Annotated in this window: 23 protein-coding genes; 14 read left to right on the forward strand and 9 right to left on the reverse strand. The window is 71.7% G+C overall.

Annotated elements, in window-relative coordinates:
- Positions 1-122 precede the first annotated feature (122 nt).
- The 5 genes from hutH to FHS38_RS10795 form a co-directional block, all read right to left on the reverse strand.
- Complete coding sequence (gene hutH / locus FHS38_RS10775; RefSeq protein WP_184733408.1) at positions 123-1,661, reverse strand: histidine ammonia-lyase; 1,539 nt, start codon at positions 1,659-1,661, stop codon at positions 123-125.
- A 160-nt stretch (positions 1,662-1,821) separates the two neighbouring features.
- The gene (locus FHS38_RS10780; protein ID WP_184733409.1) at positions 1,822-2,943 is read right to left on the reverse strand and encodes a GGDEF domain-containing protein; all 1,122 of its coding nucleotides are present in this window, start codon (positions 2,941-2,943) and stop codon (positions 1,822-1,824) included.
- 200 nt (positions 2,944-3,143) lie between these two features.
- The gene (locus FHS38_RS10785; RefSeq protein WP_184733216.1) at positions 3,144-3,938 is read right to left on the reverse strand and encodes an enoyl-CoA hydratase/isomerase family protein; all 795 of its coding nucleotides are present in this window, start codon (positions 3,936-3,938) and stop codon (positions 3,144-3,146) included.
- A gap of 275 nt (positions 3,939-4,213) precedes the next feature.
- The gene (locus tag FHS38_RS10790) at positions 4,214-5,413 is read right to left on the reverse strand and encodes an adenylate/guanylate cyclase domain-containing protein (protein ID WP_184733410.1); all 1,200 of its coding nucleotides are present in this window, start codon (positions 5,411-5,413) and stop codon (positions 4,214-4,216) included.
- A gap of 224 nt (positions 5,414-5,637) precedes the next feature.
- The gene (locus FHS38_RS10795) at positions 5,638-6,495 is read right to left on the reverse strand and encodes a biotin--[acetyl-CoA-carboxylase] ligase (protein ID WP_184733218.1); all 858 of its coding nucleotides are present in this window, start codon (positions 6,493-6,495) and stop codon (positions 5,638-5,640) included.
- 148 nt (positions 6,496-6,643) lie between these two features.
- Here FHS38_RS10795 and FHS38_RS10800 point away from each other — a divergent pair, with 148 nt between their 5' ends.
- The 8 genes from FHS38_RS10800 (at position 6,644) to FHS38_RS10830 (ending at position 13,938) form a co-directional block, all read left to right on the forward strand.
- Complete coding sequence (locus FHS38_RS10800; RefSeq protein WP_184733220.1) at positions 6,644-8,248, forward strand: acyl-CoA carboxylase subunit beta; 1,605 nt, start codon at positions 6,644-6,646, stop codon at positions 8,246-8,248.
- A gap of 45 nt (positions 8,249-8,293) precedes the next feature.
- Positions 8,294-8,500, forward strand: a complete 207-nt coding sequence (locus FHS38_RS10805) for an acyl-CoA carboxylase epsilon subunit (RefSeq protein ID WP_184733221.1) — start codon at positions 8,294-8,296, stop codon at positions 8,498-8,500.
- A 208-nt stretch (positions 8,501-8,708) separates the two neighbouring features.
- The gene (mmpB, locus tag FHS38_RS35225; protein WP_260420664.1) at positions 8,709-8,837 is read left to right on the forward strand and encodes a morphogenic membrane protein MmpB; all 129 of its coding nucleotides are present in this window, start codon (positions 8,709-8,711) and stop codon (positions 8,835-8,837) included.
- 122 nt (positions 8,838-8,959) lie between these two features.
- On the forward strand, positions 8,960-10,420 hold the full coding sequence (locus FHS38_RS10810; protein WP_184733222.1) for a peptidoglycan D,D-transpeptidase FtsI family protein: 1,461 nt from the start codon (positions 8,960-8,962) through the stop codon (positions 10,418-10,420).
- A 164-nt stretch (positions 10,421-10,584) separates the two neighbouring features.
- Positions 10,585-10,965: a hypothetical protein gene (locus FHS38_RS10815; RefSeq protein WP_184733223.1), complete on the forward strand. Its 381-nt coding sequence runs from the start codon at positions 10,585-10,587 to the stop codon at positions 10,963-10,965.
- Between the two features lie 164 nt (positions 10,966-11,129).
- Positions 11,130-11,738, forward strand: a complete 609-nt coding sequence (locus tag FHS38_RS10820; protein WP_184733224.1) for a carbonic anhydrase — start codon at positions 11,130-11,132, stop codon at positions 11,736-11,738.
- 66 nt (positions 11,739-11,804) lie between these two features.
- Positions 11,805-13,289, forward strand: coding sequence for a SulP family inorganic anion transporter (locus FHS38_RS10825; RefSeq protein WP_184733225.1), 1,485 nt, complete (start codon positions 11,805-11,807; stop codon positions 13,287-13,289).
- A 37-nt stretch (positions 13,290-13,326) separates the two neighbouring features.
- On the forward strand, positions 13,327-13,938 hold the full coding sequence (locus FHS38_RS10830) for a Maf family protein (RefSeq protein ID WP_184733226.1): 612 nt from the start codon (positions 13,327-13,329) through the stop codon (positions 13,936-13,938).
- Between the two features lie 37 nt (positions 13,939-13,975).
- Here FHS38_RS10830 and FHS38_RS10835 read toward each other — a convergent pair whose 3' ends face one another.
- Positions 13,976-14,266: a hypothetical protein gene (locus tag FHS38_RS10835; RefSeq protein WP_184733227.1), complete on the reverse strand. Its 291-nt coding sequence runs from the start codon at positions 14,264-14,266 to the stop codon at positions 13,976-13,978.
- 244 nt (positions 14,267-14,510) lie between these two features.
- Here FHS38_RS10835 and FHS38_RS10840 point away from each other — a divergent pair, with 244 nt between their 5' ends.
- The 3 genes from FHS38_RS10840 to FHS38_RS10850 all read left to right on the forward strand — a co-directional run bounded on the left by FHS38_RS10840 (position 14,511) and on the right by FHS38_RS10850 (position 18,341).
- Positions 14,511-15,296: an IclR family transcriptional regulator gene (locus FHS38_RS10840; RefSeq protein WP_184733228.1), complete on the forward strand. Its 786-nt coding sequence runs from the start codon at positions 14,511-14,513 to the stop codon at positions 15,294-15,296.
- A 285-nt stretch (positions 15,297-15,581) separates the two neighbouring features.
- Positions 15,582-17,336 (forward strand): acetyl/propionyl/methylcrotonyl-CoA carboxylase subunit alpha, encoded by a 1,755-nt coding sequence (locus FHS38_RS10845; RefSeq protein WP_184733229.1) that lies wholly within the window; start codon positions 15,582-15,584, stop codon positions 17,334-17,336.
- A gap of 402 nt (positions 17,337-17,738) precedes the next feature.
- Positions 17,739-18,341 carry a TetR/AcrR family transcriptional regulator gene (locus FHS38_RS10850; RefSeq protein ID WP_229822259.1) on the forward strand — a complete coding sequence of 201 codons (603 nt, stop codon included), beginning with the start codon at positions 17,739-17,741 and terminating at the stop codon, positions 18,339-18,341.
- 2 nt (positions 18,342-18,343) lie between these two features.
- Here the strand turns inward: FHS38_RS10850 and FHS38_RS10855 are convergent, their stop codons facing one another.
- Together FHS38_RS10855 and FHS38_RS10860 are read right to left on the reverse strand one after the other, a co-directional pair.
- Positions 18,344-19,393 (reverse strand): DeoR/GlpR family DNA-binding transcription regulator, encoded by a 1,050-nt coding sequence (locus FHS38_RS10855; protein ID WP_184733232.1) that lies wholly within the window; start codon positions 19,391-19,393, stop codon positions 18,344-18,346.
- Between the two features lie 157 nt (positions 19,394-19,550).
- A complete protein-coding gene (locus tag FHS38_RS10860) occupies positions 19,551-20,999 on the reverse strand; it encodes an NAD(P)H-quinone dehydrogenase (protein ID WP_130879575.1) in 1,449 nt (482 codons plus the stop codon).
- 197 nt (positions 21,000-21,196) lie between these two features.
- Between FHS38_RS10860 and FHS38_RS10865 the strand changes: the two genes are divergently transcribed.
- From FHS38_RS10865 to FHS38_RS10875, 3 genes are all read left to right on the forward strand, one after another.
- Positions 21,197-21,634 carry a gamma-glutamylcyclotransferase family protein gene (locus FHS38_RS10865; protein WP_130879574.1) on the forward strand — a complete coding sequence of 146 codons (438 nt, stop codon included), beginning with the start codon at positions 21,197-21,199 and terminating at the stop codon, positions 21,632-21,634.
- Positions 21,635-21,736: 102 nt separating this feature from the next.
- Complete coding sequence (locus tag FHS38_RS10870) at positions 21,737-22,558, forward strand: purine-nucleoside phosphorylase (protein WP_184733234.1); 822 nt, start codon at positions 21,737-21,739, stop codon at positions 22,556-22,558.
- Positions 22,559-22,903: 345 nt separating this feature from the next.
- Positions 22,904-24,571 (forward strand): phospho-sugar mutase, encoded by a 1,668-nt coding sequence (locus tag FHS38_RS10875; protein WP_184733236.1) that lies wholly within the window; start codon positions 22,904-22,906, stop codon positions 24,569-24,571.
- Between the two features lie 63 nt (positions 24,572-24,634).
- Here FHS38_RS10875 and FHS38_RS10880 read toward each other — a convergent pair whose 3' ends face one another.
- Positions 24,635-25,282 carry a PH domain-containing protein gene (locus tag FHS38_RS10880; protein WP_184733239.1) on the reverse strand — a complete coding sequence of 216 codons (648 nt, stop codon included), beginning with the start codon at positions 25,280-25,282 and terminating at the stop codon, positions 24,635-24,637.
- Positions 25,283-25,330 lie beyond the last annotated feature (48 nt).

A 25,330-nucleotide genomic window follows, 5' to 3' on the forward strand; every position in this document is an offset into this window, starting at 1 on the left:
TTCGACCGCGGAACACCTCCGGAGCGGAAGGGCCGAAAGGCCCTGCCGGGCGGGGGCCGCGGGCCCACCACCCCGACAGGGCCTGGTCAAGCAAAAGTAAAGCCGCAGGTCGGACGGGCTTGCTAGGCCAGCGGACCCGTCACCGTCTCGGCCGCCTCGACGAGCTTCCCGGCGCGGACGAACGCGTCGGCCGCCGCCAGGTCGGGGGCGAGGAAACGGTCCTCGCCCGGGCCCTCGACCCCCGCCGCGCGTACGGCGCGCAGCACGGCCCGCGTGGCGGGCGCGGGCTCCAGGCCCTCGCGCAGCTCGATCGCGCGGGTCGCGGCGACCAGCTCGACGGCGACGATCTTGGACAGGGCGTCAACGGCGGTACGCAGTTTGCGCGCCGCCGACCAGCCCATGGAGACGTGGTCCTCCTGCATCGCGGAGGAGGGGATCGAGTCCACGGAGGCGGGGACGGCCAGCCGCTTCATCTCGCTGACCAGGGCGGCCTGCGTGTACTGGGCGATCATCAGACCGGAGTCCACGCCCGGGTCACCCGCCAGGAACGGCGGCAGGCCGTGCGAGCGGTTCTTGTCCAGCAGCCGGTCCGTGCGGCGCTCGGCGATGGAGCCGAGGTCGGCGGCGGCGATGGCGAGGAAGTCCAGGACGTACGCGACGGGGGCGCCGTGGAAGTTGCCGTTGGACTCCACGCGGCCGTCGGGCAGCACGACGGGGTTGTCGACGGCGGCGGCCAGCTCGCGGTCGGCGACCAGCCGGGCGTGCGCGAGGGTGTCGCGGCCCGCGCCCGCGACCTGCGGGGCGCAGCGGATCGAGTACGCGTCCTGGACGCGCGGCGCGTCGTCCTGGTGGTGCCCGGTCAGCCCCGAACCGGTCAGCACGCGGAGCATGTTGTCCGCGCTGGAGCCCTGGCCGGGGTGCGGGCGGATGGCGTGCAGCTCGGGCGCGAGGACCTTCTCGGAACCGAGCAGGGCCTCCAGCGAGAGCGCGGCGGTGATGTCGGCGGAGGTGACCAGGCGGGCGAGGTCCGCGCAGGCCATGACCAGCATGCCGAGCATGCCGTCGGTGCCGTTGAGGAGCGCGAGGCCCTCCTTCTCCCGCAGCTCGACCGGCTCGATGCCGTGTGCGGCGAGCAGCTCGGCGGCCGGGCGCAGCACCCCGTCGGGGCCCTCGGCGTCACCCTCACCCATGAGGGTGAGCGCGCAGTGGGAGAGCGGCGCGAGGTCGCCGGAGCAGCCGAGGGAGCCGTATTCGTGGACGACGGGGGTGATGCCGGCGTTGAGGATCGCGGCCATGGTCTCGACGACGAGGGGGCGGACGCCCGTATGACCGGAGGCCACGGTCTTCAGCCGCAGGAACATCAGCGCCCGGACGACCTCGCGCTCCACGCGCGGGCCCATGCCGGCGGCGTGCGAGCGCACGATGTTGCGCTGGAGCTGGGCGCGCAGGTCGGGGCTGATGTGACGGACGGCGAGGGCACCGAAGCCGGTGGAGACGCCGTAGACGGGGTCGGGCTTGGCGGCCAGATCGTCGATGATCTGCCGCGCCGCGGCGACGGCCGCGAGCGCCTCGTCCGACACGACGACCCGGGCGCCGTCACGCGCCACGGCGATCACGTCCTCCGCGGTCGTCCCGGTCGTCCCCACCACCACAGTGTGCATATCCATATTCAGGCACCCTAGAGACTGAATCGCTTACTGTCACTAGGTCTCGGCCATTGGCCTCGGACGGGCCCCGACGAGGGCCTTTGCGTGCCTTGACGCCTCCACTCCGTAACAACGCCAGGTGGCGGCCCCGGCATGCCCGACGCCCGCAGTCCCGTCACGGTCTGCGGCCGCGGAAGCGGCGGCGTTCGGCCTGCGGGGGCGTGGGCGGGCGGTCGGCGAGGCGGACGACCGGGTCCTCGGGGCCGCCCTCGCGGCCCGCGACGACCGGTTTCGGCTCGCGTGCCGCCTTCGCGCGGTACTGGGCCGCGTCCGCGAGGCGGAACAGACGGCGGGCGGAGCGCACGTCCCCGATCGGGTCGCCCGTCGAGGCGATCCCGCAGGCCACCCCCTCGCCGAACTCCAACTCCGCCGCCCGGCGGCACAGTTCCTCCGCCACCCGCACCACGTCGTCCGCCGGGTGGCCCACCGTCAGAAGGCAGAACTCGTCTCCGCCGAGCCGCGCCGCCAGCGCCCCCGGCAGCTTCGCCCCGCACAGCGACAGCACCGAGCCGAACCGTTCCAGCAGCCGGTCGCCCACCGCGTGGCCCAGCGTGTCGTTGACCCGTTTCAGCCCGTTCAGATCGCACACCACCAGGCTGACGACCACACCGTCCGCCAGGTGCCGCTCCACGGCCTCGTCGAGCCGCGCGTCGACCGCGCGGCGGTTGGCGAGACCGGTCAGGGGATCGGTGAAGGCGAGCTTGCGGACCTCCTCCAGCCGTTCGGTCTGCGCGATGCCCGCCGCCGCCACGGCGGCCAGGACGGTGGCGAAGTCGGCGTCCGCGCGGTCGAACGCGGGCGCGCCCGGCGGGCGCGCCACATACAGCTCGCCCCATGCCCGCCCGTGCAGCACGATCGGGGCGACGACACAGCTGCCGCGCCCCCGTCGGCGCAGGCCGTGCGCCCGTCCCGGTCCGTACGTACCGCCGTACGCACCCGAGCCGCCGGCCGCCTCTTCCGGGGCCGCGGCGGTCTCCACCCAGGCGTGCGGCTCGCCGCCGCCCACCCACTCGTCGTGCAGGAACTCCGCGATCTCGGGGAAGTCGTGCACGGGGTAGGACTCGTCGACCGGGAACCGCTCCTCGCCCTCGGCCCGCTCACCGGCGTTCACCAGGACCCGCAGCCGCCCGCGGGCCCGCTCCCACGCCGAGACGGCCGCGAACGTGCCCTCCAGGGCACGCCGCGCGCCCTCCGCCGCGGCGTCGACGGTTTCCAGCGGGGTGCGCGCCGCCGCCATCGCCTGCGCCAGTTCCACCACGGCGCGCAGTCGGCCGTCGCACTCCCCGTCACCTGCCACCCCGAGCCTCACATTCCGTCGCCGCGTGCAGCCTTCGCACTCCAGCGTAAGAATTGTGGACCCGTTCCGCCCATTCCGCTTCGCCACGCAGCAGTCAGTTTCTGCCGACATCGACGCTGATGAGCGTGGCTATCGGCTTATTACTCGGCTGGCCAGTTCGGCGTCCGCTTCTCGTTGAACGCGGCCACGCCCTCCGCGCGGTCAGCGGAGAAGGCCACGGACCGCCACGCCGCGTCCTCGACCTCCAGCCCCGCCCGCAGGTCCAGCCCGTGCCCCAGCCGCAGCGCCCGCTTCGCGGCCCGCAGCCCCACGGGCGAGTTGGCGGCCATCCGGTGCGCGAGCGCCAGCGCCTCGGTGCGGTCCTGGCCCTCGGGGACGAGCTGGTCCACCAGGCCCAAGTCCCGCGCCTCCTCGGCCGGCACGCGCCGCGCGGAGAAGATCAGCTCGGCGGCGCGGGCGGCGCCCACCCGGCGCGGCAGCAGCTGCGTCCCGCCACCGCCGGGGATCACCCCCACGGACACCTCGGGCAGGCCCACCACGGCCGTCCGGTCCGCGACGATCACATCGCAGGACAGCGCCAGTTCGAAGCCGCCGCCGAGGGCGAAGCCGTGCACGGCCGCGATGGCCGGTACGGGCAGCTCCAGGACGCCGGTGTAGGCGGCACGGGCGTGCGGGCGCTGGCGCCCCAGGTCGGCGTCGGTGAAGGAATTGCGCTCCTTGAGGTCCGCGCCGACGCAGAAGGCCCGCTCGTGGGTGGAGGTGAGGACGACGACCCGGACGCCGGGGTCGGCGGCGAGGGCGGCGGTGGCCTCCGCGATCCGGCGGCCCATCTCCGTCGAGACGGCGTTCATGGCCTTGGGCCGGTCCAGGGCCAGCTCGGCGACGTGGCCGTGTTTGATGACCGCGACCCATTCACCGAAGCGCTGCTCACTCATGCGACGACCTCCGCGGTGCGTTAACGACCGTAAACCTGTCGCGTTGGATCATCGCACCGGCCGAAGGCGTCCTCAATCGCCGGACGGGCTTGATTTTGCGGCGCTGCCCGGTCATACGGCGGTCAAGGATGTCCTCAAGCGCCGGACGGGCTTGGTTTTCGCCACTCCGTGGCCATCGGACGGTCGAAGACGTCTTCAAGCGCCGGACGGGCTTGATTGTGCGGCGCTCCATGGTCATCGCACCGGTCACAGACGTCCTCGAACGCCGGACGGGCTCAGTTGCGGCGGGTCAGGAGCCAGGGTTCGACCACGCCCAGGCCTCGTACCGGGCGCTGCCACATCGGCTGGAGGGCGAAGCGGTACTTCTCCACCTCCTCGGGGGACGCCGACGCCGCGGCCTCCGCCTCCGACTTCGGGGCGTCGCCGCTGCGCGCGAGCTCCTCCGCGAAGGCGCCGTCCACCAGCACCGCGTCCTTCGGAGCTATCGACGTCAGCCGGGACGCCAGGTTCACCGTCGTGCCGAAGACGTCGCCCATCCGGGTCGTGACCGTCCCGAAGGCGATGCCGACCCGCAGCTCGGGCATCGTCTCGTCGTGGGTCAGGGTCTCGATCAGCCGCAGCCCGATCTCGGCAGCGGTGCCGGCGTCGTCCGCCGCGTAGAGCACCTCGTCGCCGAGGGTCTTGATGAGCCGGCCGCCGTGCGCCGCGACCAGGTCGGCGGCGGTCGTCTCGAAGGCCTCGACCAGCTCGCCCAGCTCCTCCTCCTCCAGACGGCGCGTCAGACGGGTGAAGCCCACCAGGTCCGCGAAGCCGACCGCGAGCCGCCGGTCGACCATCTCCGCGTCGTCCTGGGCCTGGACGACGCGGCCGGTGGCGGCGGCCAGCTGGCGCCGCCAGACGTAGACGAGGAACTCCTCCAGCTCCGGCAGCAACAGCTCGACCAGCGGATAGGTGATCTCCGTGCGGGTCATGCCCGGTTCCTGCGGCTCCGTCAGACCCTCCAGGAAGGAGTCGATCTGCCAGTCGGCGAGCCGTGCCGTGGTCTGCCCGGTGGACCGGGCGACCTGGACGGCCATGGGCTCGCTCAGCAGGCCCGCCTCGACCAGACCCGCCAGTCGGCGCAGCGCGAGGACGTCCGCCTCGGTCAGGGCCTTGGCCTGGCCGATGTCGGCGAAGCCCATGGCGCGCCAGAAACGGGAGGCCAGATCCATGGACACACCGGCCGCGCGCGCGGCCTGGAAGGGGGTGTAGCGACGCTCGGCACCGAGGATCAGCGCCTCCAGCCGGAGCGCGAGCGGGTCCCCGCCCTCGTCACCGGAGTCCTCTACGTCCCTGCCCGAGGCGTCCCGGTGCGCGGCGTCCCGGTCCGGCCGTCCGGCCGACGGGCCGGACCCTTCGGCCCGCTTCCCGGCCGACTCGCCAGCGGTCCTACCGGCAGCCTCGCGCGCACCACTGTCCTCTCCCGTAGCCCTCACGGCACGGGAGGTGCCCCCATCGTCGGCGGTCACCGCCCGCCCCCTGTCCGATCCGTGCGCACTGCCCTGCCGATCGCTGCTCGCCTAGGTTCTGGGCACAACGATACGGCAGGTGTGCCGTAGCTCACTCTCTTGACGGTATCGGCTCACTCTTCCCGCCCACTCTTCCGGCCTCTCTTCGCCTCACCCCGGTGAAGCACTCGGGCCCATTCGCGGCGCCCGGTTCACTCCTCCGGCCGCGCCGGGCGCAGATGGACGATGTCGCCCGCGCCGACCGGCTCCTGCACGCCGTCCTCGGTCGCGAGCACCAGCCGGCCGTCGCCGTCCACGGCCACCGCCTCCCCGACCAGCTCGCGCCCGCCGGGCAGTTCGGCCCGTACGGTCCGGCCGAGCGTCGCGCAGCCGGCCGCGTACGCCTGCTGCAGCCGGCACGCCCCCGGGTCGCCCCCGGCGCGCCGCCACTCGCCGTACCACTCCTCGACCGACCGCAGCACGGCCCGCAGCAGCGGATCGCGGTCCAGCACCTTCGCCCCGGCGAGCGCCAGCGAACCCGCCGTGGGCACCGGCAGTTCGTCGGCGCGCAGCGAGACGTTGAGGCCGATGCCGACGACGACGCTGTCGCCGGTCCGCTCGGCGAGGATCCCGCCCGCCTTGCGCTCGGCACCCTCGACCTCGATCAGTAGGTCGTTGGGCCACTTCAGGGCCATGTCGACGCCCGCCGCGCGGGCCAGGGCCGTCGCCGTGGCGACGCCGGCGAGCAGCGGCAACCAGCCCCACCGCTCGGCCGGTACGTCCGGGCCGGGGGTGAGCAGGAAGGAGAAGAACAGCCCGGAGCGCGGCGGCGCCGACCACGTGCGGTCGAGCCGGCCGCGCCCGGCGGTCTGCTCCTCGGCGACGAGCACCGCGCCCTCGGCCCCGCCGGAGGCGACGAGGTCCGAGTTGGTGGACCCGGTGCTCGCGACCACGTCGACGGAGGTCCACAGCCCGTCGGGGCGGAGCAGGCCGCGCCGCAGGGAGGTGGTGTTGAGCGGGGGCCGGTCGAGGTCGGACCAGGGGTTGCCGGAAGCGTCGGAGGGCGTCATAACAGCCACCATAGGAGGGAAACCACAGCGAACCGGTGTGGCCAACGACGCACTTCCGGAGCGCACCCGCGCCGATACGCTACGAACCGGTAGCCAGTCGGTAGCCAGTGACCCCCGCCCCCTCAGGACGAGCAGGAGCCGCATCCCGATGTCCGAGCCAGACACCAGTGGAATCGACGGTATCGACATCCACACCACCGCCGGGAAGCTCGCGGATCTTCAGCGCCGGATCGATGAGGCGACTCACGCCGGCTCCGCGCGGGCGGTGGAAAAGCAGCACGCCAAGGGCAAGTTGACGGCACGCGAGCGCATCGAGCTGCTGCTGGACGAGGGCTCGTTCGTCGAGCTGGACGAGTTCGCCCGGCACCGCTCGACCAACTTCGGCATCGAGAACAACCGCCCGTACGGCGACGGCGTCGTCACCGGTTACGGCACGGTCGACGGCCGTACGGTCTGCGTGTACTCGCAGGACTTCACCATTTTCGGCGGTTCGCTCGGCGAGGTCTACGGCGAGAAGATCGTCAAGGTGATGGACTTCGCCCTGAAGACCGGCTGTCCGATCGTCGGCATCAACGACGGTGGCGGCGCCCGGATCCAGGAGGGCGTCGTGGCCCTCGGACTGTTTGCCGAGATCTTCCGTCGAAACGTCCACGGCTCGGGTGTCATCCCGCAGATTTCCCTGATCGTCGGCCCCTGCGCGGGCGGCGCGGTGTACTCCCCCGCGATCACCGACTTCACCGTGATGGTCGACCAGACCTCGCACATGTTCATCACCGGTCCCGACGTCATCAAGACGGTCACCGGCGAGGACGTCGGCTTCGAGGAGCTGGGCGGCGCCCGTACGCACAACACCACCTCGGGCGTGGCGCACCACATGGCGGGTGACGAGAAGGACGCCATCGACTACGTCAAGGCGCTGCTGTCCTACCTGCCGTCCAACAACCTCTCCGAGCCCCCGGCCTACCCCGAGGAGGCGGACCTGGAGACCTCGGAGACCGACCGCGAGCTGGACGCGCTCATCCCGGACTCGGCGAACCAGCCGTACGACATGCACACCGCGATCGAGCACGTGCTGGACGACGGCGAGTTCCTGGAGACGCAGGCGCTCTTCGCGCCGAACATCATCACCGGCTTCGGCCGGGTCGAGGGCCACCCCGTCGGCATCGTCGCCAACCAGCCGATGCAGTTCGCCGGCTGCCTCGACATCAACGCGAGCGAGAAGGCCGCGCGCTTCGTGCGCACCTGCGACGCCTTCAACGTCCCGGTGCTGACCTTCGTGGACGTCCCCGGCTTCCTGCCGGGCACCGACCAGGAGTACAACGGCATCATCCGGCGCGGCGCCAAGCTGATCTACGCCTACGCCGAGGCCACCGTCCCGCTGATCACCGTGATCACCCGCAAGGCGTTCGGCGGCGCGTACGACGTCATGGGCTCCAAGCACCTGGGCGCGGACCTCAACCTCGCCTGGCCCACCGCGCAGATCGCCGTGATGGGCGCCCAGGGCGCGGTGAACATCCTGCACCGCCGCACGATCGCCGCGGCGCCGGAGGTGGAGCGGGAGGCGCTGCGCGCCAAGCTGATCGCGGACTACGAGGACGCGCTGCTCAACCCGTACGCGGCCGCCGAGCGCGGTTACGTCGACGCGGTGATCATGCCGTCCGAGACGCGCCGCCACATCGTGCGCGGGCTGCGGACGCTGCGCGACAAGCGCGAGTCGCTGCCGCCGAAGAAGCACGGCAACATCCCGCTGTAGCCACCGCTTGAGTCCTCGCCGTCCTTTCGAGGAAGGGATCCACTCGTGATCAAGGTCGTACGGGGCAACCCCACCCCGGAGGAGCTGGCCGCCGCACTGGCGGTGGTCCAAGCCCGCGCGGCGGCCCGCGCCGCCGCCGCGCCGGAGGGCGAGGCCCGGCCGGAGTGGGCCGACCCGGCCCGCCTGGTCGCGGCCCGGCGCGTCCCCCGCCCGAGCCCCCGCGCCTGGCGGACGACGTACTGGCCCGCCTAGGCCTGTCCGGCGGATCTTCGCCTCGGCGAGCGGCATCCGGTGGGTGCGCTCGCACGGCGGAGGGCCGCCCGGCCACCGCTGGGAGGTGCCCCGGTGCCAGGCACCGGGAGCATACGAAGGTCCACCGGACAGGCCTGGGCCCCGGGCCCCCCGCGCCTGAGTACGCGTACTCAGGCGCGCCGGGCATTCCGGGCGGACCATTGGCACCATGCTCTGGTCCGACCCGCCCGACGAACCGCCCGAGGAGCTGCGCGAGGCGCAGGCGATGCTCCGGAGAGCGGGCGTCGTGCTCGCGGTCGGCATGGTGATCCTCTTCTTCATACTCGGCGTGGCCTGAACCGCACCGGGCCCGTAACAGGGGTCACAGCGGACACACAGGTGCATTTCATCTGCAACCAAAACCATCCCCATTCGCATCACTACCAGTGATATGCCGCGAACCGGGGAGTGCGTCGAACCATGAACAGGCCCGTACGCCACATAGCGATATTCGTCGGGGTGCTGGTATTCGCCCTGCTCGCCCAGGCCACCTGGGTGCAGTTCGCACGCAACGGCGAGCTCTCGAACCACGAGAAGAACCACCGGGTGACGATCGCCCGGTTCGCCCAGCCGCGCGGCAGCATCATCGTCGGCGGCCAGCCCGTCACCGGTTCCGTGGCGACCGACGGCGACCTGAAGTACAAGCGCACCTTCAAGGACGGCGCGATGTACGCGCCCGTCACCGGCTTCTCCTCGCAGGGCTACGGCAACACCTTCCTGGAGGGCGTCAACGACAAGCTGCTCAGCGGCAAGGACGACCGGCTCTTCTTCCAGCACACCAGTGACATGCTCACGGGCAAGAAGTCCGGTGGCGGCGATGTGGTGACGACCATCGACCCCAAGGCGCAGAAGGCCGCCTACGAGGGCCTCGGCAAGTACAAGGGCGCGGTCGTCGCGCTCGACCCGCGCACCGGCAAGATCCTCGCGCTGGCCTCCACCCCGTCCTACGACCCGTCGCTCATCGCCGGGCAGTCCGCCAAGGACAAGGCGGAGTGGAAGAAGCTCCAGGACGACAAGGACAAGCCGATGAACAACCGGGCGCTGCGCGAGCGGTTCCCCCCGGGCTCGACGTTCAAGATCCTCACCGCGGCCGCGGCGCTGGAGCACGGGCTGGTCTCGGACATCGACGCCAAGGGCGACGCGCCGGCCCCCTACCAGCTGCCCGACAGCACCACGAAGATCGGCAACGACATCGCGTCCGCGCCCTGCGACAAGGCCTCCCTCAAGACCGGCCTCCAGTGGTCGTGCAACAACGTCTTCCTGGACCTCGCGGCCAAGCTGGGCAAGGACAAGATGCGGGAGACGGCGGAGAAGTTCGGCTTCAACTCCGAGGTGTTCACCCCGGTGCGGGCCAGCGAGAGCCTCTACCCCAAGAAGCTCGACCGTCCGCAGACCGCACTGACCGGCATGGGCCAGGGAAGCCTGGACAGCACGCCGCTCCAGATCGCGATGATGACCGCCGGCCTCGCCAACGACGGCAAGGTGATGAAGCCCTACATGGTCGAGGAGCTGCGCGGTCCCGATCTGTCCGTCCTGGAGAAGCACCAGCCCGAGGTCATGAACCAGGCCGTCTCCGCCGAGACCGCCAAGAAGGTCCAGGCGATGATGGAGAACACCGCCGAGAACGGCACCGGCAAGAAGGCGCTCATCGACGGCGTCACGGTCGGCGCGAAGACCGGCACCGCGCAGCACGGTGTGAACAACGAGAAGCTGCCGTACGCCTGGTTCGTCTCCTACGCCAAGCAGGGCGACGGTTCGCCGGTCGCCGTCGCCGTGTTCATCGACCCCGAAGGCTCGGGCATCGACCGCGAGGAGATCTCCGGCGGCGGGCTCGCGGGGCCCATCGCGAAGAAGGTCATGGAGTCGGTCCTCAAGAAGTAACAGCCGCTGCTGTCACGGCCGTTCAACTACCCATCAAACACCCACCGACGGAAAATCGTACGATCTTCGGACTTAACTGAGAGGTAATCGCTCCGCCCCTGCCTCGTCATGTCCTGTGACTAGAATCGATCACCACAGTCACTCGAACGAGGGAGCGGGATGTGATGCGCCTCCGGTCCGCCGGCTTCGTCGGCACGCTCCTCGCCCTCGTCCTGTCGCTGTTACTGCTCGCCCAGACGGCGGCATCCGCGGAACCCGCGATGTCGCCGTCGTCGGCCTCGTACACGGCCCAGGCCGCCGAGTCCGACCGCCTCCACTCCGACGACCGCGGCGACGACGAACAGATCCGTCGCGGCCGGTCCTCCATCGGCACCGGCACCACGTCGCAGCTCCGGCAGCGACCCACCCCCACCGCGCCCACCGGGAACTCGCCGGACGCCGCGCGCGTTGGAACGGGTGCGGGGCAGCCCGACTGGCGGATGCCCGCGTCAGCTCGCGGATCCAGCCATCAACTCTCCGCCGTCTTCCAGGTCTTCAGGCACTGACAGGTCCTCAGACACTGAGCACGGCGGCTTCGCCGATTTCTCGGCCGCACCGCTCTCTTCGGTGCTTCACACCCATACCCACATAAGTCCATACGAGACGTACCGACGACGCAACGTCTTCGATGTCCGACCGACAACGACGACCTCCAGGAGGTCAGCCGTTCATGCAGTCCCTCATCGACCACGCCCGCGCCTTTCCCACCCGCGCGCCTCAATCCACCGGGGAACTCAGCGGCCTTGAGCTGGGCCAGTCCCCCGAAGCACTGTTCATCACCTGTTCCGACTCCCGCGTCGTGCCGACACTCATCACCGGGACCCGTCCCGGCGATCTGTTCGAACTTCGCACAGCGGGCAACATCGTTCCCGAATACAGCACCGAACACCCCTCCGGCGAAATGGCCACCATCGAGTACGCGGTCTCGGTGCTCGGCGTCCGCGACATCATCGTCTGCGGGCACTCCCACTGCGGCGCCGTGGGTGCTTTGGTGCGCGACGAGGACCTGACCCAGGTGCCCGCCGTCCGGGGGTGGCTGGAGCGCGGGGCGTCGGCCGAGCTGAAGGTGCCGGGCGCCGGCACCGACGGCCTCGACGTCGCCGAGCCCGTGCAGCGGCACGCCCTCGCCCAGCTCGACCGGCTGCGCGCCTACCCCTGCGTCGCCGAGCGGCTCGCCGACGGCGAACTCGCTCTGCACGCCTGGTACTACGAGGTCCACACCGGGGCCGTCCTCGCCCACCAGACCACTGGCGACGAAGCCGAGTTCCTGCCCCTGTGAACCGCCGGTGGTGATCCGCGGCATCGGGTCACCACTGCTCGCCTTCCCCACCTACGTGAGGAATTCATGCTTTCCAGATTCCGTTCCGCCGACCTGCGACGCGACTTCACCGCTTCGCTCGTCGTTTTCCTCGTAGCCCTCCCCCTGTGCGTCGGCGTCGCCGTCGCCTCCGGGGTCCCCGCCGAGCTCGGCCTGGTCACCGGCATCGTCGGCGGCCTCGTCGTCGGCCTGCTGCCCGGCAGCTCCCTCCAGGTCAGCGGCCCGGCCGCCGGGCTGACCGTGCTCGTCTACGAGGCCGTCCAGACCCATGGGCTCGGCACCCTCGGGGTGATCGTCCTGGCGGCCGGCGCCATCCAACTCGCCCTTGGTTTCCTGGGGTTCGGGCGCTGGTTCCGCGCCATCTCCGTCGCCGTCGTCCAGGGGATGCTGGCCGGCATCGGGCTCGTCCTCATCCTCGGCCAGTCCTACGCGATGGCCGACCTCAAGGCCCCCAGCACCGGGCTGGACAAGATGGCCGGGCTCCCCGGCCTCGTCGGCGACATCGCCGCCGAACGGACGGCCCTGTCCGCGTTCGCCCTGGGCGCCGGGACCATCGCCGTCCTGGTGCTCTGGAAGAAGCTGCCCGCGCGGATCTCCGGCATCGTGCCGGCGGCGCTGGTGGCCGTGGCGCTCGCCACGGCCACCACGGCACTCTTCTCCCTGCCCGTCGCCAAGGTCGAGGTGAAGGGACTGCTGGAGGCCATCCAGCCGCCCGGCGTCGACGCCTTCTCCGACCTGGGCGACGTGGCCCTGCTCGGCACGATCCTGGCGTTCACCCTCATCGCCTCCGCCGAAAGCCTGTTCAGCGCCGCGGCGGTGGACCGGATGCACGACGGACCGCGCACCCAGTACGACAAGGAGCTGATGGCCCAGGGCGCGGGCAACGCCGTCTGCGGGCTGCTCGGCGCGCTGCCGATGACCGCGGTCATCGTGCGCAGCGCGGCCAACGTCCAGGCGGGCGCCCGCACCAAGGCCTCGCGCGTCCTGCACGGCCTGTGGCTGCTGCTGTTCGCGGCACTGCTCCCGGCGGCGCTCGGCGTGATCCCGATCGCCGCCCTCGCGGGTGTGCTGGTGCACGCGGGCTGCAAGCTCGTCCCGGTCCGTGAGCTGGTTCCGCTGTGGCGCGCGCACCGCGGCGAGGCCGTGGTGCTGACGGTCACCGCCGTCGCCATCGTCACGACGAACATGTTCGAGGGCGTCCTGATCGGTCTGGCCCTCGCGGTCGCCAAGACCGCCTGGGAGATCTCCCACGTCCAGATGAACGTCAAGGACGGCGACACCGGCTCCATCCACGTCCGGCTCACCGGCAACGCCACGTTCCTGCGGCTGCCGCACATGCTCGACACCCTCGAAGCGCTGCCGAAGGACCGGCCGATCGAACTCGACCTGTCCGGGCTCCGGCACCTCGACCACGCGTGCCTGACCGCCCTCACGAACTGGGCGGACCGGCACAACGAGGAGGGCACGGAACCGGTCCGGATGAGCGGGAAGGTGGCCGCGGCCGTCGGCTGAGCCACCCTCGGGCGGCGGACCTCATAGGCTGGCCCGTATGAACGACAGCCACGGGCGCCGCCGCCTCGTCCTCGCCTCCCAGTCCCCCGCCCGACTCGGCCTGCTGCGCCAGGCCGGGCTCGCGCCCGAGGTGATCGTCAGCGGTGTGGACGAGGACGCGATCACCGCGCCGACCCCCGCCGAGCTGGCGCGGGTGCTCGCCGAGGCGAAGGCCGCGGCCGTGGCCGGGCGGGCAGAGGCGGCCGGGGCGCTCGTCATCGGCTGCGACTCGGTGCTGGAGCTGGACGGCGAGGCCCTCGGCAAGCCCCGGGACGCCGAGGACGCCACCGCCCGCTGGAAGTCGATGCGCGGCCGGTCCGGAGTGCTCCGGACCGGCCACTGCGTCATCGACACGGCCGCCGGCCGCCAGGTCTCCGCGACCGCCTCGACGACGGTCCGCTTCGGCGAGCCGAGCGACGCCGAGATCGCCGCGTACGTGGCCTCGGGCGAGCCCCTGCACGTGGCGGGCGCGTTCACCCTCGACGGCCGCTCCGCGCCCTTCGTCGAGGGCATCGACGGCGACCACGGCAATGTCGTCGGCCTCTCGCTCCCCCTGCTCCGCAAGCAGCTCGCCGAGCTGGGCGTCGTGATCACCGACCTGTGGGTGTGACGACCCGCTCCACGGCAGGGCGCCCTTCGGGCCGGCCCTAGAGCGGCAGGGCGCCGAGCACCGGGGAGAGGACCTCGGTGACCTGGCCGAGCTGACCCAGCTCGTTCAGCTTCTCGAGCTGCTGCAGCCTGCCGAGCTCGTCGGTGGCACCCGGGTAGATGCTGGTCTGCGGGTTGCCTTCCTTCGTCATCCCCGGCGGCGGGGTGACGACGTTGCCCGCCCTCGCGTTCGGCGGGGGTACGGGCGTGGGCGCGGCGGACGCGGAGGCGGCGGTCATCGTGAGAGCGGCGCCGGCCAGAGCGGCGGCGGCTGCAATGCGCTTGATCATGACTTCACCAACGATGTCGTGTCATCCCGGTCACCGACGCTTCGGCCACTCGGGGGCTCCTTCCCGGAAACCCCCATGGCGCTCGGCGGAGCTGCTAGGGATGCGGGCCCGGGCGGTTTCGGGGACGGCCGTGCCAAGCTGGTAGGCCCGTCCGGGGCCGCCGAGGACCCGTATCCGCTGCACACCCGTGGCCGCCGAAGACTCGTATCCACCGAAGATCTGACTTCCGAGGAGCCGTTCCGTCATGCCGCAGTCCGTCGACCGCGCCCTGGACGTGCTGGACGCCGTCGCCGCGTCCGACGGGCCGGTGCCCGCCAAGGCGCTCGCCCGGCAGCTGGGCTGCGGCCTGTCGACGGTCTACGACCTGCTCGGTACCCTCACCGCGCGCGGCCATCTGGTCCGCGGCTCCGGCGGCTACACCCTCGGCTACCGCGTCCCCTCCCTGCACAGCGCCTTCCAGCGGCAGATGCGGATGGACGAGCGGGTGCACGAGCTGCTCGCCCGGGTACGGCGGGCGGCCGGGGCGGACACGTACTTCAGCACCTACCGGGACGGGGACATCGCCGTCCTCGCCGGAACGGCGGCCTCCTACCCGGCCACCGGGGGCTTCTCCGTCGGCCGCGACACCGACGGACACGCCACCGCCCACGGCAAGGTCCTGCTCGCCGCCCTCCCCCGGGCGGCCCGGCTGCGCTATCTCTCGGACTCCGGGATGCGGGCCATCACCCCCCGCACGATCACCTCGCCGGAACGGCTGGATCTGGAGCTCCGACAGGTACGCCGCAGCGGCGTCGCGGTGGAGGTGGAGGAGTGCGCACCGGGCGTGGCCTGCATCGCGGTGCCCGTACCGGGTGTCGGCGGGGCCCCGGCGCAGGCCGTATCGGCGGCGCTGCCACTGGCCGATTTCCATCGGCGCAGGCACCAGGTGACCGAGGTGATGCGCCATGTCGCCGCAGAGGCCGGAAAGTTGGCCGACTCGGGGACGCTACTGGTGGGTAAGCCAACCGTCGAGAGGCCCGGCACCCCCTGACGCCCACCCCAACGCCCCGGGCGAGAGCGCAAACTTTGTGTCACCCGTTCGTAGGGACTCCACAAAGAATCGGCACCGCCACTCCCGGGCACTCATCGAGACCTTGACCACATCGTCACCGGCGCAGCACTCCAGGAAACGCGGCGTACCGTGGGGGATCTGGGAACTTCAGCCCATAGGGCGCTTCCGTTTAACGCTCCGTGTGGGCAAGGTCACCCTGGAAGTCGGGTCGGCACAGAGTGTTGCCAGTACCTAAACTCACCTTGTTTCAAGGAGGGAGCCATCGTGCGCAAGGTGCTCATCGCCAACCGTGGCGAAATCGCTGTCCGCGTTGCTCGTGCGTGCCGGGATGCCGGGATCGCGAGTGTGGCGGTCTATGCCGACCCGGACCGTGACGCGTTGCATGTCCGCGCGGCCGACGAGGCCTACGCGCTGGGCGGTGACACCCCGGCGACGAGCTACCTCGACGTGGCCAAGGTGCTTGCCGCGGCAGCCGAATCGGGTGCGGACGCCATCCACCCCGGGTACGGATTTCTGTCCGAGAACGCCGAATTCGCGCAGGCCGTCCTCGACGCCGGTCTGACCTGGATCGGCCCGCCCCCGCAGGCCATCCGCGACCTCGGTGACAAGGTGGCGGCCCGTCATATCGCGCAGCGGGCGGGTGCCCCGCTCGTCGCCGGCACCTCCGACCCGGTCTCCGGGGCGGACGAGGTCGTCGCCTTCGCCGAGGAACACGGCCTGCCGATCGCCATCAAGGCCGCCTTCGGCGGCGGCGGTCGCGGTCTGAAGGTCGCCCGTACCCTCGAAGAGGTACCGGAGTTGTACGACTCCGCCGTCCGCGAGGCCGTCGCCGCCTTCGGTCGCGGCGAGTGCTTCGTGGAGCGCTACCTGGACCGGCCGCGTCACGTCGAGACGCAGTGCCTGGCCGACAAGCACGGCAACGTCGTGGTGGTCTCCACCCGCGACTGCTCGCTCCAGCGCCGCCACCAGAAGCTCGTGGAAGAGGCCCCGGCCCCCTTCCTCACCCCGGAGCAGAACGCGGAGCTCTACCGCGCCTCCAAGGCCATCCTGCGCGAGGCCCACTACGAGGGCGCGGGCACGTGCGAGTTCCTCGTGGGCCAGGACGGCACGATCTCCTTCCTGGAGGTCAACACCCGTCTCCAGGTCGAGCACCCGGTCACCGAAGAGGTCACCGGCATCGACCTGGTCCGCGAGATGTTCCGGATCGCCGACGGCGAGGAGCTCGGTTACGACGACCCGCCGCTGCGCGGTCACTCGTTCGAGTTCCGCATCAACGGCGAGGACCCGGGTCGGAACTTCCTCCCCGCCCCCGGCACGGTGACCCGCTTCGACCCGCCGTCGGGTCCGGGCGTGCGCCTGGACGCCGGCGTCGAGAGCGGCTCGGTCATCGGCCCGGCGTGGGACTCCCTGCTCGCCAAGCTCATCATCACGGGCGCCACGCGTGAGCAGGCGCTCCAGCGCGCCGCACGGGCCCTGGGCGAGTTCACCGTCGAGGGCATGGCCACGGCGATCCCCTTCCACCAGGCGGTCGTCACCGACCCGGCGTTCACGGCGGACCCGTTCAAGGTCCACACCCGCTGGATCGAGACCGAGTTCGAGAACACCATCCCCGCCTTCGCCGGCGCGGTGGCGGACGAGGACGAGGAGGCGCCGGGCCGCGAGACCGTGGTCGTCGAGGTCGGCGGCAAGCGCCTGGAGGTCTCCCTGCCCTCCTCGCTCGGCATGACCATCGCCCGCACCGCCGCCGCGGGCGGCGCGAAGCCGAAGCGCCGCGCGGCCAAGAAGGCCGGCTCGGCGGCCTCCGGTGACGCGCTCGCGTCCCCGATGCAGGGCACCATCGTGAAGGTCGCGGTCGAAGAGGGCCAGGAAGTGGCCGCGGGCGACCTGATCGTGGTCCTGGAGGCCATGAAGATGGAGCAGCCGCTGAACGCGCACCGCGCGGGCACGGTCAAGGGCATCACCGCCGAGGTCGGCGCCTCGGTCTCCTCCGGTGCCGTCATCTGCGAGATCAAGGACTGACCACCGGCTCAGCGCTGTGGCCGCGGGCCCCGACCGGATCACTCCGGCCGGGGCCCGCGGCTTTTGGCCGGGCCAAGCCCCCACCAAGCCCGCCCGCACCTTCAGCCCGCCCGCACCTTCCAGTCCGCCCGGCGCTCAAGCACACCAGCCGCACCTTCAAGCCCGCCCGGTCGCACCTTCAAGCCCGTCCGGCGATTGAGGACACCACCGAGCCGCAGGCTCACACCGCGGACCCCGCCCCACCGAGCCCGCCGGGCCACGCCAGCCGCACACTCACGCCGGCCGCCGGCCACCCCGGCAGTTGTCCACCCACCCGCCGGGAGGCAAATGGCATCCTTGGACCCGCGGGGACCGAAGGCCGTACGCGGCCATGTGAGCGCACCGAGCGGGAGGACGACGTAAATGGCGACCGATACGGCGCAGACGTCACCACGACCCATGCGCGCGGACGCGCGGCGCAACTACGAGCGGCTGCTCGTGGAAGCCCGCACCGCCTTCACGCAGCACGGCACGGACGCCTCCCTCGAGGACATCGCCCGGCGGGCCGGCGTCGGCATCGGGACGCTCTACCGGCACTTCCCCAACCGCACGGCCTTGATGAGCGCGGTCTTCCAGGGCGAGGTCGACGCCCTCCTCACCCGCTCGCGGGAGCTGCTGGCGGCACCCGAGCCGTGCCGGGCGCTCGTGGACTGGCTGCGGGCCATCGTGGCCCACGCCAGCACCTACCGGGGGCTGTCACGGGCCCTGATGGCCGCGCAGAGCGACGAGGCGTCCGCCCTGTCGCGGTGCAGCCTGCCGATGCGGGAGGCGGGCAGCACGCTGCTCGCCCGCGCTCAGCGGGCCGGGGCGGTCCGGTCGGATGTGGACATCGTCGATCTGATGCAGCTGACGAATGCGATTTCCCTGGCGGTCGAACAGTCTCCGGACGATCCGGAGTTGGCCGACCGCCTGCTGATGTTGACGCTCACCGGTCTCAAGGCGCCCTCGGACCCCGGGCGGGGCTGAGGTCAGCGCCGCCGCGGCGCCAGGTCCGCCACCCGGGCCGTGGGCTGGTCGCCCATGCCGGAGGCGCTGCGGAGCTGAGGCGCGCCCGGCTGGCCGCCCTGGCCCGGGCCGGGGTTCTGACCGGGCCCCAGCGGGATGCTGCGACGCTGCCCCGGCAGGGGCGGCACGTCGCGCACCTCGCGGCGGCGGGAGGAGGGGACCTCACCGCCGGAGGCACCCCCCGGCCCCGAGCCCGACCCCGCGCCGGGCCCGGCGACCGAGATGTGCACGCCCTGGTCGGCGAGCGCCTGGAGTTCCGTGGCGGCACGGTCGTCGTGCCCGGGCGGCTCGTCGGTCACGAGTCTCGTGATGACGTCCGTGGGCACCGTCTGGAACATCGTGTCGGTGCCCAGCTTCGTGTGGTCCGCGAGCACCACGACCTCCGCGGCGGCCTGCACCAGCGCCCGGTCCACGCTCGCGGAGAGCATGTTGGACGTGGAGAGCCCGCGCTCGGCGGTCAGTCCGCTCCCCGACAGGAACGCCCGGGTCACCCGCAGGCCCTGCAGGGACTGCTCGGCCCCGCTGCCCACCAAGGCGTAGTTGGACCCGCGCAGGGTGCCACCGGTCATGACGACCTCGACCCGGTTGGCGTGCGCGAGCGCCTGCGCGACGAGCAGGGAGTTGGTGACCACGGTCAGACCCGGTACCCGCGCGAGCCGGCGGGCCAGCTCCTGCGTGGTCGTACCGGCGCCGACGACGACGGCCTCGCCCTCGTCGACGAAGCTCGCCGCGAGATCGGCGATGGCCGTCTTCTCGGCGGTCGCTAGATGGGATTTCTGCGGGAAGCCGGACTCCCTGGTGAAACCGCCCGGCAGCACCGCACCGCCGTGCCGGCGGTCGAGCAGTCCTTCTGCCTCCAATGCCCGCACGTCCCGCCGTACGGTCACTTCGGAGGTCTGGACGACGCGGGCGAGCTCCCGGAGCGAAACCGCTCCGTTGGCGCGCACCATTTCGAGGATCAATTGACGACGTTCTGCAGCGAACACGAAACCGACAGTAACGCCAACGCGCATCCGTTTTCAGCAGGTTGCAGCAATTAACGGAAGTTGTCCGCTACGCAACCCGCGAAGTGATATAGGGGGAACCGGAAGAAGAGGCCCCGGCTCCCCTTGCGCCGGGGGCCGGGACTCCCGTGGGACCTCCCGTGGGGCCTCTCCCGCCGGCCTCGCGCTAGCCCTCCCGCTGCGCCTTGCGGGTGTGCAGCTGACGGGCCACCTCGGCGATCGAACCGGACAGCGACGGGTACACCGTGAAGGCGTTCGCGATCTGCTCCACGGTCAGATTGTTGTCGACCGCGATCGAGATGGGGTGAATCAGCTCGCTGGCCCGGGGCGAGACCACGACGCCGCCGACCACGATGCCCGTGCCGGGGCGGCAGAACATCTTGACGAAACCGTCCCGGATGCCCTGCATCTTCGCCCGCGGATTGCGCAGCAGCGGCAGCTTCACCACCCGGGCGTCAATGCGGCCGGCGTCGACATCGGCCTGCGTATAGCCGACCGTGGCAATCTCCGGATCCGTAAATACGTTCGCGGATACAGCCTTGAGATTCAGCGGCGCGACCGCGTCGCCCAGGAAGTGGTACATGGCGATCCGGCCCTGCATGGCGGCGACCGACGCCAGTGCGAAGACCCCCGTGCAGTCGCCGGCCGCGTAGACGCCGGGCGCGCTCGTACGCGAGACCTTGTCGGTCCAGACGTGCCCCGAGTCCTTGAGCCGGACCCCGGACTCCTCCAGACCGATCCCCGCCGTATTGGGAATCGAGCCGACCGCCATCAGACAGTGCGTACCGGTGATGACCCGGCCGTCCGCCAGCGTCACCTCGACCCGGTCGCCCACCCGTTTGGCGGACTGGGCCCGGGAGCGCGACATCACGTTCATGCCGCGGCGCCGGAAGACGTCCTCCAGCACGGCGGCCGCGTCCGGGTCCTCACCCGGCAGCACCCGGTCGCGCGAGGACACCAGGGTGACCTTCGAGCCGAGCGCCTGGTACGCGCCGGCGAACTCGGCGCCGGTGACGCCCGAGCCCACCACGATCAGCTCTTCGGGCAGCTCCTCCAGGTCGTAGACCTGGGTCCAGTTCAGGATCCGCTCGCCGTCCGGCAGCGCGTCCGGGATCTCCCGCGGGTGCGCGCCCGTGGCGATCAGCACCGCGTCCGCGACGAGGGTCTCCTCCGAGCCGTCCGCGGCCCGTACGACGACCTTGCGCGAGCCGTCCGGGGCCTGGTTCGGCTCCAGGCGGCCGCGGCCGCGCATGACCCGGCCGCCCGCACGCGTCACCGAGGCGGTGATGTCGTGCGACTGGGCCAGCGCCAGGCGCTTCACACGCCGGTTCACCTTGCCCAGGTCCACGCCCACGACGCGCGCCGCCTGCTCCAGATGCGGCGTGTCGTCGGCGACGATGATCCCCAGCTCCTCGTAGGAGGAGTCGAAGGTCGTCATCACCTCAGCCGTCGCGATAAGAGTCTTCGAGGGCACGCAGTCGGTGAGCACCGACGCCCCGCCCAGACCGTCGCAGTCGACGACGGTCACCTCCGCGCCGAGCTGCGCGGCGACGAGCGCCGCCTCATAGCCGCCGGGTCCGCCACCGATGATCACGATCCGAGTCACGTATTCCATTGTCCCGCACCCATCAAAGCGAATCCTTCCGGGGCCCGTATACGCGATTTCGCACGTAATACACCGTGATCCAGGCGATCCCGTCCGGGGCGGCATCCGAGGATCCGTACGAGGTTCGGCAGCAGGTTCCGCGCGAACCCTCCTTCGAGACTGCCACCCCAAATGCCGTCCCGCCTCACTCCCGTACCCTCAGAACCATGTCGCTCTACGCCGCGTACGCCGGCAACCTCGACGCGCGGCTGATGTCCCGCCGCGCACCGCACTCGCCGCTGCGCGGCACGGGCTGGCTCGCCGACTGGCGGCTGACCTTCGGTGGGGAGCAGATGGGCTGGGAGGGGGCGCTCGCGACGGTCGTCGAGGCACCGCGCTCCCAGGTCTTCGTCGCCCTCTACGACATCGCCCCGATGGACGAGGACTCGATGGACCGTTGGGAGGGTGTCGGCCTCGACATCTACCGGCGGATGCGAGTCCGGGTCCACACCCTGGACGGCGAGGAACCCGCGTGGATCTACGTCCTGAACGGTTATGAGGGCGGGCTGCCCTCCGCGCGCTACCTCGGCGAGATCGCGGACGCCGCGGAGTCGGCGGGCGCACCCCACGACTACGTCATGGAGCTGCGCAAGCGGCCCTGCTGAGCGGTGACGACTTCGTCTCGTCACAACGCACAAAGCAACAATCGGAACACCGTGACCAGCGACATCTACGCGCGTAGGCGAATAGCGGCTACCCTCGTCCGCGTGAACGCATCAGTTACTCCCGACATCCAGGCCGACCCGTACGCGGCGGCCGACGCCGCCGCCGCCCGTCTTCGCGAGCTCACGGGCGCCGAGACCCACGACGTCGCCCTGGTCATGGGCAGCGGCTGGCTCCCGGCGACCGAGGCGCTCGGCACCCCCGAGGCCGAATTCCCGGTCACCGAGCTCCCCGGCTTCACCGCCGCCGCCGTCGCGGGCCACGCGGGCACGGTTCGCTCCTACAAGGTCAACGACAAGCGCGCGCTCGTCTTCCTGGGCCGCACGCACTACTACGAGGGCCGCGGCGTCGCCGCCGTCGTCCACGGCGTCCGCACGTCCGTCGCCGCCGGCTGCAAGACCGTCGTCCTGACCAACGGCTGCGGCGGCCTCCGCGAGGGCATGCGCCCCGGTCAGCCGGTGCTGATCAGCGACCACATCAACCTCACGGCCACGTCGCCGATCGTCGGCGCGAACTTCGTCGACCTCACCGACCTGTACTCGCAGCGTCTGCGCACCCTGTGCCAGGAGGTGGACCCCACCCTGGAGGAGGGCGTCTACGTCCAGCTCCCCGGCCCGCACTACGAGACGCCGGCGGAGATCAAGATGGTCCGCACGCTCGGCGGCGACCTGGTCGGCATGTCCACCACGCTCGAGGCGATCGCCGCGCGTGAGGCGGGCGCCGAGGTGCTGGGCATCTCCCTGGTGACGAACCTCGCCGCGGGCATGACGGGCGAGCCGCTCAACCACGAAGAGGTGCTCCAGGCGGGCCGCGACTCCGCCGCCCAGATGGGCGACCTCCTGGCCCGGGTCCTCCCGCGCCTGTAATTCCCCGTACCGAAGGATGTGGCCCGGTGCCGACCGGTCGAAGGGCCGGCACCGGGCCACATCCTTGCCCGGAATCGCTCCCGCAGGCGAAGGCCCGAGGTTGCACGATTCGTCACCGGGCATCCCCTCGGGGAGCAAGGCCGGCACCTGCCCCACCGGCAGGGGGAGAGGCGGTCGGCGCGGGCCCGGCAAGGGGCGTACAGCGTGATTTACGGGCCCACGTACGGGGCACGCAGTAGCAACACCGAGCACGGCCCCCGCAGGGATCACACCGCCCGGCCCCCGAACCGCACCGCCCCCGCCCCCACACCCACCCACCCCCCGAATCCCTCCGGAGGAGAACCCGTGGAGCGAGACCTCATCGCGCAGGCCAAGTCGTGGCTGGCCGAGGACCCCGACCCCGACACCCGCGACGAGCTGTCCAAGCTCATCGACACCGAGGACCTGACCGAGCTGACCGCCCGTTTCGGCGGCACGCTGCAGTTCGGCACCGCCGGTCTCCGCGGTGAGCTCGGCGCGGGACCCATGCGCATGAACCGCGCCGTCGTCATCCGCGCGGCCGCCGGTCTCGCCGCGTACCTCAAGAAGCAGGGTCACGCCAACGGCGTGGTCGTCATCGGCTACGACGCCCGGCACAAGAGCGCCGACTTCGCCCGCGACACCGCCGCCGTCATGGTCGGCGCGGGCCTGCGCGCCGCGCTGCTGCCGCGCCCGCTGCCCACCCCCGTGCTCGCCTTCGCCATCCGCCACCTCGGCGCGGTCGCGGGCGTCGAGGTGACCGCCAGCCACAACCCGCCGCGCGACAACGGCTACAAGGTCTACCTCGGCGACGGCTCCCAGATCGTGCCGCCCGCCGACGGGGAGATCGCCGCCGAGATCGCCGCGATCGTGAACCTCGACGACGTGCCCCGCCCGAGCGCCGGCTGGGAGACCCTCCGCGACTCCGTGGTGGAGGCCTACCTGGAGCGCACCGACGCCGTCCTGACCGCCGGCTCCCCGCGCGACATCCGCGTGGTCTACACGCCCATGCACGGCGTCGGCCACGACACCCTGACCGCCGCCTTCGCGCGCGCCGGGTTCCCCGCGCCGACCGTGGTCGCCGAGCAGGCCGAGCCGGACCCCGACTTCCCCACCGTCGCCTTCCCCAACCCGGAGGAGCCGGGCGCGATGGACCTGGCGTTCGCCACCGCCCGCGAGGCGGCGCCGGACATCGTCATCGCCAACGACCCCGACGCGGACCGCTGCGCCGTCGCCGTGCCCGACCAGGACAGCGTCGTCGGCTGGCGCATGCTGCGCGGCGACGAGGTGGGCGCGCTGCTGGCCACGCACCTGGTGCACAAGAAGGCGACCGGCACGTTCACCACGACGATCGTCTCGTCCTCGCTGCTCTCCCGGATCGCCGCCGCCGCGCCCGGTGCCGCCTACGAGGAGACGCTCACCGGCTTCAAGTGGCTGGCCCGCGTGGACGGCCTGCGTTACGCCTACGAGGAGGCGCTGGGCTACTGCGTCGACCCCGAGGGCGTCCGCGACAAGGACGGCATCACCGCCGCCCTGCTGATCGCCGAGCTGGCCGCCGAGCTCAAGGCCTCCGGGCGCACGCTCACCGACCTGCTGGACGACCTCGCCGTCGAGCACGGTCTGCACGCCACGGACCAGCTGTCGGTGCGCGTCGAGGACCTGTCCCTGATCGCGAACGCCATGCGCAGGCTGCGTGAGCAGCCCCCGACGACCCTCGCCGGGCTCCGGGTCTCCTCCGCGGAGGACCTGTCCGAGGGCACGGAGTCGCTGCCGCCGACCGACGGTCTGCGGTACCACCTGGCGGGTGACGCCACAGGCACCGTCTCGGCGGCGCGCGTCATCGTCCGCCCGAGCGGCACCGAGCCCAAGATCAAGTGCTACCTGGAGGTCGTCGTCCCGGTGACCGACGCGAGCGCCCTCACCGGCGCCCGCGCCCAGGCCGAAACGGTCCTCGCCTCGATCAAGGCCGACCTGTCCAAGGCCGCGGGTATCTGACCCACAGAGGTGCGGGCCCGGCCTCCGGCCGGGCCCGCACAAGGGCCTACGGCCCGAACCTCACTACGCCACAGCGAACAGCACCACGAGCAGCACCAGCCCCACCACGGCCGGCACGATCAGCTCGAAGGCCCACCGCACCTCCGGCTCCCCCTGCGCCCCCGGACGCGAAGCGTTCCGCTCGGCGAGTTCGCGCAGGTCGTCGATCGCCTGGTCCGCGGGGGCCCGGGTGAATCCGGAGACCGAGACCGACAGCGTGCCCGTGACGTCCTCCGAAGCCGCCCGCGCCTGCCGCCGCGCAGCGGACTTGCGCTGGCGGAGGGAGACGGGGATCGCCCACAGCTGGTACCTGGCGCCGCCCGCCAGGACCTCGCTGGAGTAGCCGGCGCGGACGCCGGCCACGCTGGCCCAGGGCAGCGTGATCGTGCGGAAGGGGTTGCGCACCCGGAGGGCGTTCTCGCCCGCCCATACCGCGGGGCGCAGCGTGAAGGCGATCACCAGGGGCACCCCGCACAGCAGCGCGGCCAGGGTGAGCCAGGGGGTGCGGCCCTCGCCGCGTACGATCGCGTCGCCGCCCAGCCAGGCGCCGATCACGAGCAGCAGCACGCCGCCGCCGATGCCTGCGGCGGAGCGGTAGCACCGCTCGGCGTACCCCGTTTCCGGTGTGTTCTCAGGGGGCCGTGGTGCGGATGAGTCGTCCGGGCTCGTCATGCCGCCGATTGTGCACCACGCCCGCAGAAGGCAGTGTGGTGCAGGGGA

The organism is Streptomyces netropsis, from assembly GCF_014203545.1.
In the GTDB taxonomy this organism is placed as follows: domain Bacteria; phylum Actinomycetota; class Actinomycetes; order Streptomycetales; family Streptomycetaceae; genus Streptomyces; species Streptomyces netropsis.

Coding starts and splice junctions, on each gene's coding strand:
- FHS38_RS10780 (WP_184733409.1), bottom strand. CDS start 2,943: ATGGCGGCGGCGCGCACCCCGCTGGAAACCGTCGACGCCGCGGCGGAG.
- FHS38_RS10820 (WP_184733224.1), top strand. CDS start 11,130: ATGCAGTCCCTCATCGACCACGCCCGCGCCTTTCCCACCCGCGCGCCT.
- FHS38_RS10830 (WP_184733226.1), top strand. CDS start 13,327: ATGAACGACAGCCACGGGCGCCGCCGCCTCGTCCTCGCCTCCCAGTCC.
- FHS38_RS10810 (WP_184733222.1), top strand. CDS start 8,960: ATGAACAGGCCCGTACGCCACATAGCGATATTCGTCGGGGTGCTGGTA.
- FHS38_RS10785 (WP_184733216.1), bottom strand. CDS start 3,938: ATGAGTGAGCAGCGCTTCGGTGAATGGGTCGCGGTCATCAAACACGGC.
- FHS38_RS10855 (WP_184733232.1), bottom strand. CDS start 19,393: ATGCGCGTTGGCGTTACTGTCGGTTTCGTGTTCGCTGCAGAACGTCGT.
- FHS38_RS10860 (WP_130879575.1), bottom strand. CDS start 20,999: ATGGAATACGTGACTCGGATCGTGATCATCGGTGGCGGACCCGGCGGC.
- FHS38_RS10880 (WP_184733239.1), bottom strand. CDS start 25,282: ATGACGAGCCCGGACGACTCATCCGCACCACGGCCCCCTGAGAACACA.
- FHS38_RS10850 (WP_229822259.1), top strand. CDS start 17,739: ATGGCGACCGATACGGCGCAGACGTCACCACGACCCATGCGCGCGGAC.
- FHS38_RS10865 (WP_130879574.1), top strand. CDS start 21,197: ATGTCGCTCTACGCCGCGTACGCCGGCAACCTCGACGCGCGGCTGATG.
- FHS38_RS10815 (WP_184733223.1), top strand. CDS start 10,585: ATGCGCCTCCGGTCCGCCGGCTTCGTCGGCACGCTCCTCGCCCTCGTC.
- hutH (WP_184733408.1), bottom strand. CDS start 1,661: ATGCACACTGTGGTGGTGGGGACGACCGGGACGACCGCGGAGGACGTG.
- mmpB (WP_260420664.1), top strand. CDS start 8,709: ATGCTCTGGTCCGACCCGCCCGACGAACCGCCCGAGGAGCTGCGCGAG.
- FHS38_RS10800 (WP_184733220.1), top strand. CDS start 6,644: ATGTCCGAGCCAGACACCAGTGGAATCGACGGTATCGACATCCACACC.
- FHS38_RS10840 (WP_184733228.1), top strand. CDS start 14,511: ATGCCGCAGTCCGTCGACCGCGCCCTGGACGTGCTGGACGCCGTCGCC.
- FHS38_RS10825 (WP_184733225.1), top strand. CDS start 11,805: ATGCTTTCCAGATTCCGTTCCGCCGACCTGCGACGCGACTTCACCGCT.
- FHS38_RS10795 (WP_184733218.1), bottom strand. CDS start 6,495: ATGACGCCCTCCGACGCTTCCGGCAACCCCTGGTCCGACCTCGACCGG.
- FHS38_RS10835 (WP_184733227.1), bottom strand. CDS start 14,266: ATGATCAAGCGCATTGCAGCCGCCGCCGCTCTGGCCGGCGCCGCTCTC.